Origin of the sequence: Flavobacterium flavipigmentatum (genome assembly GCF_020911905.1) — a bacterium.
GTDB lineage: Bacteria > Bacteroidota > Bacteroidia > Flavobacteriales > Flavobacteriaceae > Flavobacterium > Flavobacterium flavipigmentatum.
Genome location: NZ_CP087133.1, coordinates 2,476,216 through 2,494,076, shown reverse-complemented (window position 1 = coordinate 2,494,076; position 17,861 = coordinate 2,476,216). Strand labels below are relative to the sequence as shown.

General features: G+C 33.2%; 19 protein-coding genes. 15 read left to right on the top strand and 4 right to left on the bottom strand.

Annotation, left to right across the window (positions count from 1 at the left end; genetic code table 11):
• Window positions 1–132 precede the first annotated feature (132 nt).
• The 6 genes from LNP22_RS10845 to LNP22_RS10820 are packed head-to-tail and all read left to right on the top strand — an operon-like array spanning window position 133 to window position 2,672.
• Window positions 133–702: a DUF4142 domain-containing protein gene (locus LNP22_RS10845; RefSeq protein WP_229973472.1), complete on the top strand. Its 570-nt coding sequence runs from the start codon at window positions 133–135 to the stop codon at window positions 700–702.
• A 39-nt stretch (window positions 703–741) separates the two neighbouring features.
• Window positions 742–1,383, top strand: coding sequence for a porin family protein (locus LNP22_RS10840; protein ID WP_229973471.1), 642 nt, complete (start codon window positions 742–744; stop codon window positions 1,381–1,383).
• Window positions 1,384–1,416: 33 nt separating this feature from the next.
• Complete coding sequence (locus tag LNP22_RS10835; protein ID WP_229973470.1) at window positions 1,417–1,569, top strand: lmo0937 family membrane protein; 153 nt, start codon at window positions 1,417–1,419, stop codon at window positions 1,567–1,569.
• Between the two features lie 50 nt (window positions 1,570–1,619).
• Entirely contained in the window at window positions 1,620–1,907 is a 288-nt protein-coding gene (locus tag LNP22_RS10830; protein ID WP_210666414.1) for a YtxH domain-containing protein, read from the top strand.
• A 35-nt stretch (window positions 1,908–1,942) separates the two neighbouring features.
• Entirely contained in the window at window positions 1,943–2,311 is a 369-nt protein-coding gene (locus tag LNP22_RS10825) for a hypothetical protein (protein WP_210666413.1), read from the top strand.
• A 22-nt stretch (window positions 2,312–2,333) separates the two neighbouring features.
• Window positions 2,334–2,672, top strand: coding sequence for a hypothetical protein (locus tag LNP22_RS10820; RefSeq protein WP_229973469.1), 339 nt, complete (start codon window positions 2,334–2,336; stop codon window positions 2,670–2,672).
• Between the two features lie 288 nt (window positions 2,673–2,960).
• On the opposite strand, the gene LNP22_RS10815 is transcribed toward LNP22_RS10820, so the two are convergent.
• The 3 genes from LNP22_RS10815 to LNP22_RS18465 all read right to left on the bottom strand — a co-directional run bounded on the left by LNP22_RS10815 (window position 2,961) and on the right by LNP22_RS18465 (window position 6,447).
• On the bottom strand, window positions 2,961–4,292 hold the full coding sequence (locus LNP22_RS10815; RefSeq protein WP_229973468.1) for a DUF5723 family protein: 1,332 nt from the start codon (window positions 4,290–4,292) through the stop codon (window positions 2,961–2,963).
• A 472-nt stretch (window positions 4,293–4,764) separates the two neighbouring features.
• A complete protein-coding gene (gene prfA / locus LNP22_RS10810; protein ID WP_210666410.1) occupies window positions 4,765–5,841 on the bottom strand; it encodes a peptide chain release factor 1 in 1,077 nt (358 codons plus the stop codon).
• A 333-nt stretch (window positions 5,842–6,174) separates the two neighbouring features.
• Window positions 6,175–6,447, bottom strand: a complete 273-nt coding sequence (locus tag LNP22_RS18465; RefSeq protein ID WP_429670521.1) for a hypothetical protein — start codon at window positions 6,445–6,447, stop codon at window positions 6,175–6,177.
• 306 nt (window positions 6,448–6,753) lie between these two features.
• Between LNP22_RS18465 and LNP22_RS10800 the strand changes: the two genes are divergently transcribed.
• From LNP22_RS10800 to LNP22_RS10765, 8 genes are all read left to right on the top strand, one after another.
• The gene (locus LNP22_RS10800) at window positions 6,754–7,863 is read left to right on the top strand and encodes a PD-(D/E)XK nuclease domain-containing protein (protein ID WP_229973466.1); all 1,110 of its coding nucleotides are present in this window, start codon (window positions 6,754–6,756) and stop codon (window positions 7,861–7,863) included.
• Between the two features lie 159 nt (window positions 7,864–8,022).
• A complete protein-coding gene (locus tag LNP22_RS10795; protein WP_229973465.1) occupies window positions 8,023–8,520 on the top strand; it encodes a hypothetical protein in 498 nt (165 codons plus the stop codon).
• Window positions 8,517–9,164: a hypothetical protein gene (locus LNP22_RS10790; protein WP_229973464.1), complete on the top strand. Its 648-nt coding sequence runs from the start codon at window positions 8,517–8,519 to the stop codon at window positions 9,162–9,164. The genes LNP22_RS10795 and LNP22_RS10790 overlap by 4 nt, the downstream gene beginning before the upstream one ends.
• Before the next feature lie 355 nt (window positions 9,165–9,519).
• On the top strand, window positions 9,520–10,041 hold the full coding sequence (locus LNP22_RS10785; protein ID WP_229973463.1) for a hypothetical protein: 522 nt from the start codon (window positions 9,520–9,522) through the stop codon (window positions 10,039–10,041).
• Window positions 10,042–10,437: 396 nt separating this feature from the next.
• The gene (locus tag LNP22_RS10780; protein WP_229973462.1) at window positions 10,438–11,007 is read left to right on the top strand and encodes a Crp/Fnr family transcriptional regulator; all 570 of its coding nucleotides are present in this window, start codon (window positions 10,438–10,440) and stop codon (window positions 11,005–11,007) included.
• A 78-nt stretch (window positions 11,008–11,085) separates the two neighbouring features.
• Window positions 11,086–11,823 (top strand): SDR family NAD(P)-dependent oxidoreductase, encoded by a 738-nt coding sequence (locus LNP22_RS10775; RefSeq protein ID WP_229973461.1) that lies wholly within the window; start codon window positions 11,086–11,088, stop codon window positions 11,821–11,823.
• A gap of 765 nt (window positions 11,824–12,588) precedes the next feature.
• Complete coding sequence (locus tag LNP22_RS10770) at window positions 12,589–13,074, top strand: glycine-rich domain-containing protein (protein ID WP_229973460.1); 486 nt, start codon at window positions 12,589–12,591, stop codon at window positions 13,072–13,074.
• A complete protein-coding gene (locus tag LNP22_RS10765; protein ID WP_229973459.1) occupies window positions 13,075–13,857 on the top strand; it encodes a hypothetical protein in 783 nt (260 codons plus the stop codon).
• A 367-nt stretch (window positions 13,858–14,224) separates the two neighbouring features.
• Here the strand turns inward: LNP22_RS10765 and LNP22_RS10760 are convergent, their stop codons facing one another.
• Window positions 14,225–14,860 (bottom strand): hypothetical protein, encoded by a 636-nt coding sequence (locus LNP22_RS10760; protein ID WP_229973458.1) that lies wholly within the window; start codon window positions 14,858–14,860, stop codon window positions 14,225–14,227.
• Between the two features lie 461 nt (window positions 14,861–15,321).
• Between LNP22_RS10760 and LNP22_RS10755 the strand changes: the two genes are divergently transcribed.
• Window positions 15,322–17,619 (top strand): type IA DNA topoisomerase, encoded by a 2,298-nt coding sequence (locus LNP22_RS10755; RefSeq protein WP_229973457.1) that lies wholly within the window; start codon window positions 15,322–15,324, stop codon window positions 17,617–17,619.
• Window positions 17,620–17,861: the final 242 nt, after the last annotated feature.

Sequence of the window (17,861 nt, the reverse complement as noted above, 5' to 3'; positions counted from 1 at the left end):
AAACCCATAATACCAGCAAAACAGCGTTATATAAGTCCTTTATGGGAATTATATAACGTTTCTTTTTTATGCTGTAAAGCAAAAGATACATTTCGTTAGCACCTTTGTAATGTAATCTTTTAGAAAGCAAATATGAGAGTTAAATTAGTATCGGAATCATTATTTTACAAAATAGCTCTTTCCGTTTTAATTCTTTTTTCTGCTGAATCCTGCAAAGAAAACGATACTCTGGAAGAGGAAACTAAAAGTGAAATTTTAGAAAATAATACGGAGGAAGAAAGAGAAGCACATTTTTTTATTGCTACAGCAAATATCAGTAAAAAAATGGTTTCGAAAAGTCAGATTGCACAGCAAAAAACGTTGCAACATGATATAAAAGAATTGAGTAAAAGACTAGAGCATCAACAAAATAATATTTTTCAGGAAATCACGAAAATGGCCAATAAAAAACTCATTATCATTTCTGAAATCAATGCGGCGGGAAACGATGATCTCTACAAACTGATGAATGCAAAAGAAAAGAATTTTGACAAACTGTATCTAAATGATATGACAAATGCATTGTCTGATGAAATTACTTTACTTCAAACAATAACAAAAGAAACAGCAGACATTAGTATTTTAAAATTAGCCAACTCAATTCTGCCAATACAGTATGAGTTTTTAAGAGAAACAGAAAAATTAAAAGAGAGAATCAATTAAATACAATTATAAATTAACTAACATTTAAATTTTAACACTATGAAAATGCAATCAAGAATTTTATACGCCTTAACACTATTGATGACCGCTTCTTTTGGAGTGATGCAGGCACAGGATGATAACATTTCTACCGAATTTGGTATAAAAGGTGGTCTGAATATGTCTAACCTCTATACTGATGATGCAGATGACGAAAACATCCTTTATGGTTTCAATGCCGGTCTATATGCCACATTGCCGATCTCTGATTTTATTGCTATTCAACCTGAAATTTTGTTTACTACAAAAGGGGCTGAATTAGAGTACAACAATGCTTTTGCTTCTGGAAGCTCAAAATTCAAATTAAACTATATTGAAGTTCCTTTATTAGTAAGAGTAAATATTACTAAAAACTTTAATGTTCATGCAGGTGGTTATGCCTCTTATTTGGTAAGTTCTAAATTAACGGGTGAAGGAGATTTTAATTTTGAAGAAGAAATTGATACCGACGATCTGAACAAATTTGATGCTGGTATTGCAGCGGGTGTTGGAGTAGATTTTAATCCTATTAGTATCGGATTACGTTACAATTACGGATTAACTACCGTAGGAAAAGAAAGAACCGTTGGCGGAACTACTTTTACTTATCCAGATGCAAAAAACAGTAACTTATCGTTATATCTAGCTTACAAATTAAACTAAAAAAAGTAATTAACCCTTTAAACCCAAAATATTATGTCAAATTTATTATACACAGTCGCAGTCATTTTAGTTATTCTGTGGGCACTTGGATTCTTTGTTTACAGTCTTGGAAACATCATTCATATCTTATTGGTAATTGCAGTAATAGCAATACTATTTAGACTTATCAAAGGTCGAAGTATTTAAACATCAATAAAAATTATACAAACAAATTATTAATTACTAAATCAAATATTATGAAAACGAGTAACACAATCTTAGGAATTTTAGGAGCTGCAGCTGCAGGAGCATTATTGGGAGTATTATTTGCACCGGACAAAGGTTCGAATACCAGAAAAAAAATCAAAGACAAATCAAAAGATTACGGAGATGATCTAAAAGGTAAAGTTGATGGGATCCTACACACGCTTTCCAGCAATGGAAAAGATATGATTGAAGAGGGTAAAGCTAAATTTAATCAGGTTAAAGACGAATTTAACGCTGCTAAAGATGAAGCAAAAAACACTGTAAAAACTAACTATTAATACGTGAAATTTTTAAATCATAAACTATCCCTACCATGGAAACAAATGCAACAACATCGGAAAATCTGAACATTTTTGAAAAAGCTGAAAACTATACCCGAACAAGTTTAGAATTAGTTAAACTAAGAACGGTAGCAGCATCAGCAGATGTTTTATCAACATTAATCTCTAAAATAGCAGTTTTCGCTGTTGTTGCCATTTTTTCAATGTTTCTGAATGTTGGTTTAAGTTTATGGATAGGATCACTTCTGGGCGCTTATTATTATGGTTTTTTTGCAATGTCTTTTGTCTATCTCATTTTTGCAATTGTACTGTATACCAATCAACACCGATGGATTAAAAATCCTATTGGAAACATGATTATATCCAGTTTGCTGAATGATAAAAAAAATAATTCAAATTAAACCCTAACTAAGAACGACCGATATGGAGACTGTTTACGATACCGCCAAATTAAATCAGATGATTTTGCAGACCAAAGCGCAACAACGCGCAGATTGGAATGCTATTGTAGCCGAAATTGATGAAATTAAAGATAATTTAAGACCTATCAATCTAATCAAAAATACTGTTGAAGAAATAAACGAAAGTGTTGGCTTCAAAGGTAGTTTGGCTCAGTCAGCGATTAGTATCGGCATTGGCTATCTGGCAAAAAAGTTTGTAATCGGTAAATCTGATTCTAAAATCAAAAACATTTTTGGTTCTTTATTGCAGCTTGTCGTAACCAATCTAGTCTCTAAAAAACAGGAGACGTCACATGAGTAACGGTCTAACTTAATAAAAGTATTATGGAAAAACTAAGCGAAATAGTATTGAAAAATGGTGTGTACATGTACTCGAATATCTATAAATGTCTCGAATACACAAGAGTATTTCTAGGTATCTAACTTGCTTTATACGTTTTATAAAAACGGTTAAACAGTTAATATCCTTCCCTATAAATCTGATTTTCGTAGAAAGTCAGAGCCTTAGAAAAAAAGCAAAGTCTGCATCAGCCGACTTTGCTTTTTTGTTTTTAAGAACTAGAAAACTTTAGGAGTTAAAGGTCATTCTTTAATTATAATTTTGATAAATAGGGAGTTTTAGACCAACGTAAAGATTACAGGCTTTAGAATTATTCGAAAATAAATTAGAAACCAAAGATCCCGAACCAACAAACAAAGGACCTGCCCTAAAACCCGTCCCTATTTGAAGACCGCTGTACTCCATCCAGGTCACCGGAATATAAAAACTAAATTGTCTGGTCTCATATCGTGGCGTAAGGGTTGCCGAATTTGCAATCGTGGTGCTGTTTAGCTTTTTGGCATCTACCAATCCAAAATCAGTACTTAGATTCAGGTAAAACCTATTATCAATGTTCCAATCAAAGTTGGTGTGCAGCGCTGTTGGCAAATTTGCGTGTACCCCTTTTCGTGATGACGTTTTGGTATAGTTGGCATCAAAAAACGCAAAGATATCATCTGCATTTTCAATATCATCTTGTGTGACTCTACCAGTTAGATCATAGGTGTTTTCGACAGCATTTTTATAATTTAGTTTCCCAATATCTGTGACTGCCACTGCTGCTTTCAGCTTGTACCTATTTCCTGCACACGAATGACAGTTGGTACGATACTCATACGTAAAACCCAAATCGATACCTACACCGGCCGAAGTAGCATCAAACTCCTGATTCTCTCCGTTTGCATAATCATAGCTTGCAGCCGTCTTTAATGTTCCTGTAGAGTAATATTCGCTCAAAGCGGGATTGACATCGTTTTTATTAAAAGCAACACTCAGATTAGTTCCGTTGATGTAACCGTTGCTACCCGCCATTAAGTATTTTAATGTAATACCTCCTTTTATAAATTGTTGATCATCATCTAACAATACTGTACCATAACTGGCGCCAATTTCTGCCCACGAATTGGTAACTGCGTTAGGATTGCCCGCTGTTATCAAGAAACTATTCGATACATCGACATCTTTATTGATTTCGTCAAACAGCTCACCATTTACGTCTATCAGATTGGTTATGCTTCGCACTCTCGAAAAAAGAGCAATACTGTGCGTAGGTGTAATATTCAGCATAAAAGAAGGGCCTAAAATATCTACATTAAGATTTCCTCTGTTGTTGGTTTTTATGTTTTTGCGTGCATCTTCCTGCAAGTCAAAACTGCCGTCTAATACCTGCGCAAAATTGACACCGTATAAATCATTCTGACCCGTTGCACTTACAGAGAAGAGCGTAACATCGGCTTTGTATTTCGAGTCAACAACCGCAGAAGGATTAAACAAAACCGACTGTATTCCGGCATAATTATCGTCTCTAAATCCAAAATACGATTGCCCCTGTGCACATAAAAAGCTTCCAGCGAAGCAACATAATAGTAAAGTTCTCTTCATAAATTATTTTTTAAATGGTTGGCTGTTAACCCTTTTTCACTTAAAAGGTCTTTACAAATATTAACAAAAAAAACGAAAAAAAAGCCGAACTAAATTAATTTAGCCCGACTTCCCTACTCTTTTTATTTCTTGCCTCTTTATTCTTTTTTTCTCCATAAAAAACCTCAGAAGGTTCTTTCTTTTTTTTAAGCTTCTGAGGTTCTGAGTGGCTAAGGTTCTGAGGGACAAAGGGACAAAGGGACAAAGGGACAAAGGTACAAAGGGGCAGAGCCTTTTTAATTTATGCACAAATAAAACTTAGCCACTTAGAACCTTAGCCACTCAGAACCTCAAAAAAAAAGACTGCCTTCACAATTAAGTAAAACAGTCCTTTTTTATATATAAAAAAAACCTCTGAGCCTTTGTACCTCTGAGCCTTTGCACCTCAAAAACACCTTAGTAGCTCAGAACCTTAGTAACTTAGTAGCTTCTTTTAAAAAACCTCCGAAGCTTCTTTCAGTTTCTCCATGTTGTTCACCAATTGAAGCTCTGCCACAATTTTCTGAATATCACCATTCATGATATTTCCTAAATCATACAAAGTCAAACCTACTCTGTGATCGGTTACACGACCCTGAGCATAGTTGTAAGTACGAATCTTAGCAGACCTGTCACCAGAACTTACCTGAGAGGTACGTTTTGTAGCATCTTCGGCTTCTTTTTTGGCCAGCTCTTGCTCGTACAAACGCGAACGCAAAACATTCAGCGCCTTATCTTTATTCTTGTGTTGTGATTTCTGATCCTGACATTGCGCCACCAATCCAGTCGGAATGTGCGTCAAACGTACCGCAGATTTCGTCGTATTTACCGATTGTCCTCCAGGTCCAGACGAACAAAAGAAATCAACACGTACGTCGTTCATATCAATCTGTACATCAAACTCCTCTGCCTCTGGCAACACCATCACGGTAGCCGCAGATGTATGCACACGACCCTGAGTTTCGGTCTGAGGAACACGTTGTACACGGTGTACACCAGCTTCAAACTTCAAAGTTCCGTAAACATCTTCTCCCGAAACCTCAAAAATAACCTCTTTAAATCCGCCAGAAGTTCCTTCGTTCATATCTACAACCGAAGTTCTCCAACCCTGATTCTCACAATATTTGGTGTACATTCTAAACAAATCTCCGGCAAAGATACTCGCTTCATCCCCACCCGTTCCGGCACGAATCTCGACCATTACGTTTTTGGCATCTTCAGGATCTTTCGGAATCAACATAAACTTAATTTCTTCCTCAAGTTCTGGCAGTCTTTCTTTTGCTTCATCCAATTGCATCTTGGCCATTTCGGTCATATCTGCATCACTTCCATCGGCAATAATTTCGTTTGCCTCCTCTATATTAGCCATCAAAAGCACATATTCATCACGCTTTTCAGCCAATGCTTTTAGGTTTTTGTACTCTTGATTCAATTGCACATAACGTTTCTGATCAGAAATAACATCCGGCTGGATAATCAAATCCGAAATCTCGTCGAAACGTTGTTTTACTATTTGAAGTCTATCTAACATTTTCTAAATCCTTTTATTGGAGTGCAAATTTACGAAATTTTTGTTGAAAATTCTATCATTCCGCTTTTGAGTTTTTTAGCCCCCATTTCAAGAGCACTTTCGGGAGTATCAGATTCTTTTTCAGGAGCTGAATCCTGCTATCCGCTCTATCTTTTTAGGCAGACTATTTACGGTCGAATTAGCCCTTTTTTGTGTGCCTAAAAAGGATGCCGCTCCTATCAGGGCTAGGGCATCGCGTCGCACCAGCAATTTATGCACAAGCCACAACATTCGCACTTACATCCATACAAATCAAACACAGCAACTACACATCAACAAGTAAGAAACACACCCCTATCGTTCAAAAAACAGCTCGTTTGGGGTTCTAAGCTCCATCGATGGGGTGCTGAGACCCAAATTTGGGGTTCTAGACGTCAAATTTGGCGTTACAGACGTCAAATTTGGCGTTCCTGATGTCAAATTTGACGTTTCTGATGTCAAATTTGACGTTTCTGATGTCAAACTTGACGTCTCTGATGTCAAATTTGGGGTTCCAGACGTCAAATTTGACGTTCCTGATGTCAAATTTGACGTTCCAGACGTCAAATTTGGGGTAAATTCGATCATTATTGCATGATAAAACCGAAACACTCCATCAAAACACGTATAAATACCTGCTACCCACTATTTATTTAGTGGTATACTTGTCTCCAAATAAATAATCACCCATTACGGTTTCCCGTAAAGATGATAATTCTGGAATTGGGATATTTGTTTTTAGAATGAATGAGGCAGCTGTGATGCTTTATTATTAAAACGGAAACGTATTACAAAACGAAACTGAGCCTCACATATACTCCTTAATTAGGGTAGATTGGCGAATATTTGGTTCGTATATATACAAGTTGTGAAGCTTTTTAAAAAAAAATACAAATGAAATTATCCGAACAAATAATTGAACTAAAACTGAATATTGAAAGATTAGAAACAACTTATTTATCGCGTTTAAATGAAATTGAGAAAGAATTAGTTGAACTTACTAATCAATCTAATATATTTAGTGAAAATTGGGCAGGAAATTGGTTTAAACATTCGAATGTCTATAAAAACTTTTTAAATAGATCTAATGAGTACATAACTATTGACTACAAAAAGCTTTTTGATTATGTTGCTAAGAAATCAAATATTGATTTTAAAGCTATAGATGAAGAAATAAAAGAAATATTTAAGGAGTTCATCTCTAATAAAGAAAATTTAATTGTAGAATTAAGTATTCTAAAAACTAATGAGCAGTTTTCTGAACAAATAAAGATTTTGAATAAATTAGAAGAGTATGAATGGGGTTTTCCTGCCTTTAAAATCATTGATTCGCAAAAACCAAAAAAATTTATGGGCGATTATAATACAGCCCAAAAAATTCTAGCAAATGGATTTGATACGCCACCTCACATTGCATTTTCTGCAAATTTAATTTCAAGCGCTAGTCAAATAAATTCATTGAAAGAGTATTTAAAATTATCATATAGACTTTTAAGAGAAATAGAATTGTTATTAAATGTTGAGAATGATGAATTTATTGGGACAGAAAATCCTATACTAAACATAAAAAAAATATTTGATAATTTTCACGATATTGCACGTTTACTAATTAATCGTCACGGAAATAGAGAAACAATTAAAATTACTGACGAATATGACGTTCAAGATTTGCTTCGTTCATTACTTAAAATATTTTTTGATGATGTCAGACCTGAAGATTACACTCCAAGTTATGCAGGAAGAAATACTCGAATTGATTTCCTGTTAAAAAAAGAAAAAATAGTTATTGAAGTAAAAAAAACAAGGGAAACTTTAAAAGACAAAGAAATTGGAGATGAATTATTACAAGATATAGCGAGATATAGAAATCATCCAGACTGTAATATTTTATATTGTTTTGTTTATGATCCTCAAGGACATATTGTAAATCCAAGAGGACTTGAAGATGACCTTTGTTCTGAATCTAATAAAAAGATGGCTGTTTATGTAAACATCAGACCATAAAAAAAGCTACAGAACAGGCGTTTGGCAAGATTGCGAATTTTGTAATAAATTCACGTTTATATTTCGCAAGAAATTTTATCTTTAACAGAAAATAATCAGTTCCGAACTTCGCAACCTCACCAAGCGCTGGAACATTAGCAGTTATTTTGCCTCAGAATCATGAAAATTAATAAAATGAACTATCAAATAGTAAATTATCAAGAAGTTGAAAACAAACTAAAACAATTAAATTTTGGTTCAAATAATACGTTATTTTTTATCCCTGAAAATATAACCGAAAATATAGCTAGTTCAAATTACATATACTCAGAGTCAACAACTGATATAAAGAAATCATTTAAATCTGAAAATATACTTGTTGAATATTTAACGAAAGATAAACCTTTATTACGAACAAGAAAAAGTGCTGATTGGTTTGGACCAACCTTATTTATAACTTATTCTTTGCTTTCAGAAAATTCAACAATGATTGGAATTTCATTAAATTTAATCTCAAGTTATCTTTATGATCATTTTAAGGGAACTGTGGGGACAAAAAAAATAAAATTTGAAATCATCATTGAAAATGAAAAAGATGGATTTAAAAAGATAAATTATGATGGAAGCATCGAAGGTATTAAAGAGCTTGAAAATGTAATAAAAGAACTTACAAAATGATTATTATTAATATCGAGGTTAAAAATATATTTGAAGAGTTTGATGTAATTGCTGAAAACGCACAAAATATTGCAATCTTCACAAGAGATATAGAATTACAAAAAAATGAAGTTTTAATAATTAATCTATTTATTGAAAAGATAGATTCCTTATTACTTAAAACAGGATTAATAGAAGAAGAATTAAATTTACTACTGTTCTTGAAATTTACAATAGAATCCGTTTTACTTGAAATTCAGATGATTATTTGTCTAAAAGAAAACAAAATTGATTTAGCTTGGTCTGCATTGATTCAAGCTCAAGGACAAATATCTATTGCAGCAAAAAATCATCCTTTCAATCCGAGTAATTTAGATGGATTTATTAACAGACTTAATTTATATGAAAAGTTACTTTTTCCAAAAATAATGTTTGCTAGTGTGGGAGGAATAATAAAAGAAACAAAATGTACTATATGCAAACTTGAATATGAAGAATGCGAACATATGAAAGGAAAATTTTATTCGGGAAAATTATGTTTGAGAGAAATTCATGAAATGGAGTTAGAAGAAGCATCTATAGTTGAAAATCCCGCAAGTAAAATGAATAGAATTTTAACTACTACATATAATGGAAAGGATGTAGATATTTTCACATTAATTTAGAAAAAAATACCTCAGCTCTGCGAAGTGTTCTTCTTATATGTTGCGATTGCTGTGCGAAGTCTCCCGACTTCGTACTTTGCCCCACAGTTTTTATTTAGGGTATACTTGTCTCAAAATAAATAATCTCCAATTACGGTTTCCAATAAAGATGATGCTGCCAGAATTGTTATATTTGTTTTTAGAATGAATGGGGCAGCTCTGTTGCTTTGTTCTCAAAATAGAAACACAAAAAAGCGATACAAAACTACGTGTATGCACCAAAATAAGGGTTGATATGCGTAACTTTGTAGCGAGGATATACAAGTTAGCAGATAGCTTGGAAGACCGAAATAGAATCAATAAAAATTTAAAAAAAATGTTAGAATTAATTTGGGGAATATTAAATATAATTTTACTAATCTACTTCATAATAGTTTGCTTAAAATCAGTAAAACTTATTAAAGAAAAAATTGGTGTTTTGGCCTCTTTTGTTTTTGTAATTGGATTACTATCATTTGTTTCAAAATCAGATGAAAAAAAAGTTGCAAACAAAAATATTGAGATTCTTAACCAATCAAATCCAAGGAAAGCTTTTGATGGAAATTCTTACTCGAGGTTTGCTACTTTAGAAGACAATTTAACATCAAAAATTGAATTGAGAATACTTTGTGGCGAAAAAAAATCAGATAAAGAATTGATAATATTAGATGCTAACTGCAATAGAACTGGATTTATAAGTGGAACTTATTGGAACGCTTTAAATATTGATATTGACAAAGAAAAAGGTAAAAATTATTGCAGATATAATGTTAGCGGAATTAAAGAATGGAAAATACTCGGAATAACTATATTCTCAGAAGCAAATGATTTTACTGGAAATGTATTATTGAAAAAATAAAGCCCAGCTCTGCGAAGTGTTCTTCTTAAATGTTACGATTGCTGTGCGAAGTCTCCCGACTTCGTAGCTTGCTCCACAGTATTTATTTAGTGGTATACTTGTCTCAAAATAAATAATCTCCAATTACGGTTTCCAATAAAGATAATGCTGCTGGATTTGTTATATTTGTTTTTAGAATGAATGGGGCAGCTGTGTTGCTTTATTCTCAAAACGGAAACGTTGTGTAAAACCAGACTGAAGTCCGTATATACACCTCAATAAGGGTTGATATGCGTAAAATTCTAGAGAGTATATACAAGTTGTGTGCAACTTTAGCAGACCGCTATAAAAGACCGACAAACTAACTTTTTGCCAAATGACAAGTGCCACAAAAATGATATTGACTACCTTGTCGCAATGAAAGAATTTATTGACTACGTCTTACAGTTTGGAAACTTAAACCAACAGCAAATTGACTTGATTTCAAAAAAAGCAACCGAATTAGAACTTCGTAAAGATGACTATTATTTGGAAGCAGGAAAAGTTTCCAGACAATTCGGCTTCATCGTTGAAGGCATTGCTCGAGTTTCATACTACAATAATAAAAGTGAAGAAATTACAAAATATTTCATTGACGAAAATAATATTGTGGTGGACTTAGAAAGTTTTGACAATGAAATTCCTTCTATTGCTTATGTGCAAGCTATGACCAATTGCAAAATTGTTGTCTTCTCAAAAAGAGATTGGCAAGAATTGCTGAACACTATTGTTGGTTGGGATGCGATTGTGCGTAAAATTATTTCAAAAGCATTGCTTCAAAAAGTAGAAAGAATTAGCTCAATTGTAGCGCAAGATGCGACAACAAGCTATTTAACTTTTTTAGAAAAATATCCCAATCTTGCTAACCGTATTCCACTTTCTTATTTAGCATCTTATTTAGGCATTACACAATCTTCATTGAGTAGGATTAGAAAAAATATACGATAAATTGCTTTTTGCCAAATGGCAAATGGTTTCATTTTTAAACGATGCATTTTTGCATCATTAATTTAAAAAAATAAAAAAATGAAATCAGTATTAATTACAGGAGCAAGCAGAAGCATTGGTTTAGAAACAGCCAAACAACTTTCAAAAAAAGGTTTATTTGTCTATTTAGGAAGTCGTAACATTGAAAAAGGCAACTCAATCGTAAAGGAATTATACGATAATGGCTTTAATAACATCAAGGCTATTGAAATTGATGTTACAAATCTTGATACAATTGTTGATGCCAAAAATATTGTAGAAAGAGAACAAGGGAAATTGGATATTTTGATAAATAATGCAGGAATAAGTAAAGGCTTTCCCGAAAGTGTTTTAACAACTTCCATTAAAGATATTCAAGAAGTATTTGATACTAACTATTTTGGAATAATTAGAGTAACACAAACTTTTATGGAATTACTCAAAAAGTCAGAAAATCCAAGAATTAGCAATATTACTTCGGGGCTTGGTTCATTAAACTTACATAGCGACCCAAATTGGAAATATTATAATGTTAAACTTGCAAGTTATGTTCCTTCAAAGGCTCTTGTAAATGCTTATACTATCCTTCTCGCTTACGAGCTAAAAGACTTGCCATTTAAAGTAAATGCGATTGACCCAGGCTATACTGCGACAGATTTTAACCATCATAGTGGACCAGGCACAGTAGAAAGTGCAGCAAGCTTCATCGTTAAACATACATTAACAGACGAGAATGCACCAACTGGAAAATTTTTCAGCAACGACATAGAAGATAAAAGTGAAGTAAGCCCTTGGTAGAAAAGCTGCACACAACAGTGCACAAAACTTCATTGCTGAGTTTTCGGTAAATTGTTCGTTTCTTTTTACAAAATTCGTTTTGTGCCCAGCTCTGCGAAGTGTTCTTATTAAACATCGAGATTGCTGTGCGAAGTCTACCAGCTCTGCGAAGTGTTCTTCAAAAACACTTCGCAAAGGTCTCTGATTTTTCGTGATTTTTTGTTCCTAAAAACTATAAATATGTGATTACTAATTTTCAATAAATTGAACTTGTATTTCCAATAAGAAAGTTTATCTTCGAAAGAGAAAACTTACCCCTGATAGCGCCATAAGAATAAAACTTTAAAAAAATGATGTAAAATAATCGGTACATCCAAATCTGAATAAATGAAAAATAAAAAACCAGTTTTACAATATAGTATCCTAATTGCGAGTATCCTACTTTTAATTATAAATGTTGTCACTTTTGATTTTCAGAACGAAAAAATTACATCCCTTTTATTAAGAATTGGTGGCTCTGTATTAATTAGTATTGCAATGATTCTAACCATACGTGAAATAAATAAAAAATCGAAAATATAAGTGCTATTTACATTTGAATAAACGAGATGAGTGAATTACAAACCAAATATCAAAAGGCAATAAAGTTTGCAGCAAAAAAGCAATCAGCACTACGAAGTGTTGTTCTTAAATATAGCGATTGCTGTGTTAAACCCCGCTATTGAACCAGAACTTTAGCTGTCATTTTTACGCAACGCATACAAATATTGAGATTAAAAGAAAAATATGACTGACGAACAAATGAAACTTTGGAATGAAATTAAAAACTTTGAATTAGATGAGCCAGAAATTTCATTAAGTTTTACTGACCGACTCGCTAGAGAAAATGGTTGGACAATAGAATATTCAATAAGAGCAATATTAGAATACAAAAAATTTATTTTTCTATTAACCATTACAAATCATCCATTAACTCCGTCAGACCAAGTTGACCAAGTTTGGCATTTACATTTGCTTTACACTCAATCATATTGGGAAGATTTTTGCGAAAAAATAATCAAGAAAAAAATTCATCATGGACCAACAAAAGGTGGAGAAACTGAAAAGACTAAATACACAAATTGGTACGACAAAACTAAAGAATTATATTTAGCAACTTTCAAAACAGAAACTCCAAAAGATATTTGGCCAACAAGTGAAATAAGATTTTCAGAAATTGAATTTGAACGAGTAAACTTAAAAAGAAACTGGATCATCAAAAAACCTTTTTAAATGAACTATTTATCAGAACTTACTCCAGCAGAAATTTTAATTTTAACTAAAGAAAATGTAACCCAACAAGAAATTTTAAAAATAACTCTTATCGATTTATTATTTAAAAATGTTTTGAAAATTTTTGAAGTAGAACGTCAGGCTCACATCAGACAAGAAGTTAGAGTTTACAAATATGTTTCGACTGGAGAAAACTATAACAATTATTTTTCATTAAATCATGAAAGAGTATTCCTTTCAACTTTTGGAATGGATAATTCAATAGAAATATTGTTTAGAAATTTGGTTAAAATTGGCCATCAAAAATCAAAGACTTTATCTGATTTAAAAAATGACATTATAAAAAGTCCTACATTAAAAAAATGTTTTTCTCAAAACATTTTTCAAAAACTATTTTATGGCTGCAGTTTCACAGGATATGGAACTGAATTAAAAGAGAACGTTCAAAAGGAAATTCAAAACCTTGGTAACGAACTTTCAAATATCAATAATATTAATAACCAAAAAGCAATTGAACTTATTAAAGTAATTGGAGCAAATATTTTTTTACTTATAAACGTTGATTATGAATTATTACAACAAATCGATAACGATTTAGGAATCGAAATAAATAAAAACAATTCAATTGTCGGAGGAAGCGGTTGTAATGGTAGTGGTTCAATTTTTGATGACTATTCTTCAAGTTTTGATAGCGGTTGTGGAGGTCATAGTGGCTGTGGAGGAAATAGCGGATGTTCTGGCTGCGGAGGTTGTGGAGGTTGTGGAGGTTGTGGAGGAGATTAAGAAATAAAAATAAAAACAACACATAAAAGCTCGAAAGGATTTGAGCAATTGTTTAACAGGTAGTTGCTTTCGTATTTGTGATGATTTGGTTTGCTTGTTCGCTATCTTGGGTGGTAAACCCTAATGATGGGCTTAAATTAATACTAAAAGAAATTATCTTTACTACTTAGCTTTGGTTAAATATAATGCTTTGCTTTTGATAGTGAGATTGCTTCGTTCCTCGCAATGACCCATTATAAATGAATATGTTGCAAAAAAACACTTCTTGTAAAGATGACTGTGGTAGCAAATTGCATAATTTAGGCACCATAAAAAACCAAAACTTCTTGTAAAAATCAACCCGCTATATATTGGGTACTTTGTGCTTTTAAGACTTGATTATTCTAAAACGTCCTGGATATTCTGCCCAAACACTTTTTTTGTTGCCATAATAATCCATGTACTCCTGACTAATAAAGACAGCATGAGCGGTTGACCATGCTACGACTCCGCAATATTCGCTTCCGGATAGTCGCTTTAACTTTTGTATCTGTTTGCCTTTTTCAAATCCTAAATATTTGTAAATAGTTGGAGTGTATACAGCGCCATCTTCCAGATCTTCCAATGCTTTGTCAAAAGTTTCTTCCTTGTCGATAATTTGCTTGTATTTTGCCATTACGGCATAAGTCAATACTGCGTAGTTGGTTATTCTTTCGCTGTCACAATTGTCTTTGATAAATATAAAATCGGCAGAATATTTGGCCTTATCGATTTCATGGTTATTAAGATGTAAGGTTGCTTTATTTTTTAGTGTTATTTTATAGAGGCTGTCGCTTATTTTTTCGGTTACAAAAAGGTTGTCTAATCCGTATACATTTAAAGAAGCTTTGATAAAAGCAATTGAGGAACAGTTGGTACGCTCTCCTTGTTTAAAGCTTTCAAATATTTGATCTGAACTCAGTTGCGAGTAAGAAGTGGAACAAACAAACATGAAAAATAAAAATGTTGAAGCAATCGATTTCATTGTCTTTAGATTTTATAATTGTTTCCCAAGTAATTTTTGGTACTATATAGATTTTACAAATCTATAAAAATCAGCTAATATTTGACGTTTTTATGCCCTAACTTTTTTTAAAAATTTGTTAACGATAATTTTATAAGGGATTCTAAAAGATTGACGATCGGTAGAAATATTTTACAAAAACACGAAGTAAGAAAAAATTGATACTTTTTTTTCAGTAGATTGTTAGTAAAGAGGAGTAAATTGCTACATCGGAATAAAATAAGGCTAAAATTATAAAAAATATAGCTTGACAACAAGGTAGATAAGACGAAGTCAATGAAAAGGTTTTATTAGGATTAAAAAATAAATTTCAAAATTTAATAAAAAAACTTTGCGACTCTGCATCTTTACATCTTTGTGCCTTTCTAATTTCGATACCAAATTCTAAATTCCTAATTTCGCTTTCAAATTAGAAAGAGAAAATGAAGGTCTGTATTGCCGAGAAACCAAGTGTAGCACGCGAAATCGCATCCGTTTTGGGAGCCAATACCAAACATGACGGATATTACGAAGGCAACGGTTATGCCGTAACCTATACTTTTGGACATTTGTGTACTTTAAAAGAACCGAATGACTACAAACCGCACTGGAAAAGCTGGGACTTGAATAATCTGCCCATGCTTCCGGAAAAATTTGAAACCAAAGTAGTAGAGAATTCAGGGATTCAGAAGCAATTTAAAATCGTAAAAAGTCTTTTTGACAAAGCCGAAGTGGTCATCAACTGCGGGGATGCCGGTCAAGAAGGAGAACTGATCCAGCGTTGGGTGATGAACGAAGCACATTATAAAGGCGAAGTGCAGCGATTGTGGATTTCGTCCTTAACCACCGAAGCTATCAAAGAAGGTTTTGAAAACTTAAAACCCTCTGCCAATTACGACAATTTGTTCTATGCAGGATTTTCGAGAGCGATTGGCGACTGGTTATTGGGTATGAATGCTACACGTTTGTACACCGTAAAACATGGCGGTTACAAGCAGGTTTTGTCTATTGGGCGAGTGCAAACCCCAACATTGGCAATGGTTGTAGATCGTTTTAAAGAAATCGAAAATTTTAAACCTCAACCCTACTGGGAGTTGCAGACATTATACAGAGAAACGCTTTTTAGCTATGAAGACGGCCGCTTTTTGAAAAAAGAAGACGGCGAACTTTTGGCAAATAAAGTCAAAGAAAGTGACTTTGAAATTGTTTCTGTTGAAAAAAAGAATGGAAATGAATATGCTCCAAAACTGTTTGATTTGACCGGTTTACAGGTGTATTGCAATACCAAATTTGGATTTTCGGCAGATGAAACACTTAAAATTGTACAAACGCTCTACGAGCAAAAAGTAGTGACCTATCCTAGAGTTGATACTACTTTTTTACCCAATGATATTTACCCGAAAGTACCCGGGATTCTGCAAAAACTAACAAAGTATGCCGAATTAACACAGCCTCTTTTAGGGAAAAAGATTAAAAAGTCTCCTAAGGTTTTCAACGATAAAAAAGTAACCGATCACCACGCTATTATTCCGACTGGAATAGAAAGTAATTTGCAACACTATCAGCAGCAGGTGTATGACATTATTACCAAACGTTTTATTGCCGTATTTTATGACGATTGTCTGGTCGCCAACACTACCGTGATTGGAAAAGCGGCCGATGTAACCTTTAAGACTACTGGAAAGGAAATCTTAAAAAAAGGATTCCGTGTTGTTTTTGAAGATCCGAATACTAAAGAAAAAGAAGCTGATATTTTGCCTCGTTTTGTTGTAGGAGAAAAAGGCCCGCATGAGCCATCTTTTTTAGAAAAAGAAACCAAACCACCCAATCAGTTTACAGAGGCTACTTTATTACGAGCAATGGAAACTGCCGGTAAACAAGTCGATGATGAAGATTTACGCGAGTTGATGAAAGAAAATGGAATTGGCCGTCCATCCACGCGGGCGAATATTATCGAAACACTTTTTAAGCGTCAGTATATTGTTCGAAATAAAAAACAGGTACTGCCAACCCCTACCGGCATCCAATTGATTGACACCATTCAGAACGAATTGATAAAATCGGCAGAACTCACCGGATCTTGGGAAAAGCAGTTGAAGGATATTGAAAAAGGCACTTTTACCGCCGCCGCTTTTATTAAAAACATGAAGCAAATGGTTGCGTCTCTGGTCACGGAAGTACGAAGTGAAACCAGACACGCCAATATTTCGCACGCACAAAGTATTCAAAAAGAAGTAGTAAAAATCGAGCAAAAGAAAGCTGCCGGAATCTTGGCCGAAATGTGTCCGAAATGCCAAAAAGCAACGTTAATAAAAGGAAAATCAGCTTATGGCTGTGGCAATTACAAAGCAGGCTGTGATTTTGTTTTGCCATATATTTTTGCAGAAAAAAAAATATCAGAGAACCAGTATTTACGATTGCTTCAAAAAGGCTCAACCGTAAATTTGAAAGACTTTAAAACTGATGCTGGCTCGGTAGAAGGCTTAATTCGGTTTGAGGAAAATTTTAAACTCAAATTAGAAACTAAAAAAACAATTTCGAAAATAAAACCAGCAGCAACATCAGAGGTATTAATGTGTCCGAAATGTAAAAAAGGTTCTATTTTGAAAGGAAAAACGGCTTATGGTTGCAGCGATTATAAATTGGGCTGTGATTTTAAAGTAACTTTTGATGTGGTAAGAGCCGAACTAAAAGATCAAAAACCTACCAAAGAACTGGTATACGCCATTCTTTGTGGCTAAATATGAGATAGGAAAAGTGAAATGTGAGAGATAAAATTCAAAGCGTTGATCATCAAACTTCTTCGTGGTATCAAATAATTTTACATTTCACTTTTTACATTTCACTTTTCACTTTTCACTTTTCACTTTTCACTTTTCACTTTTTACATTTCACATTTTAACATTTCACATTTTAACATTTCACATTTTAACATTTCACATTTTAACATTTCACTTCTCAAATTTTAACATTTTCGCATTAC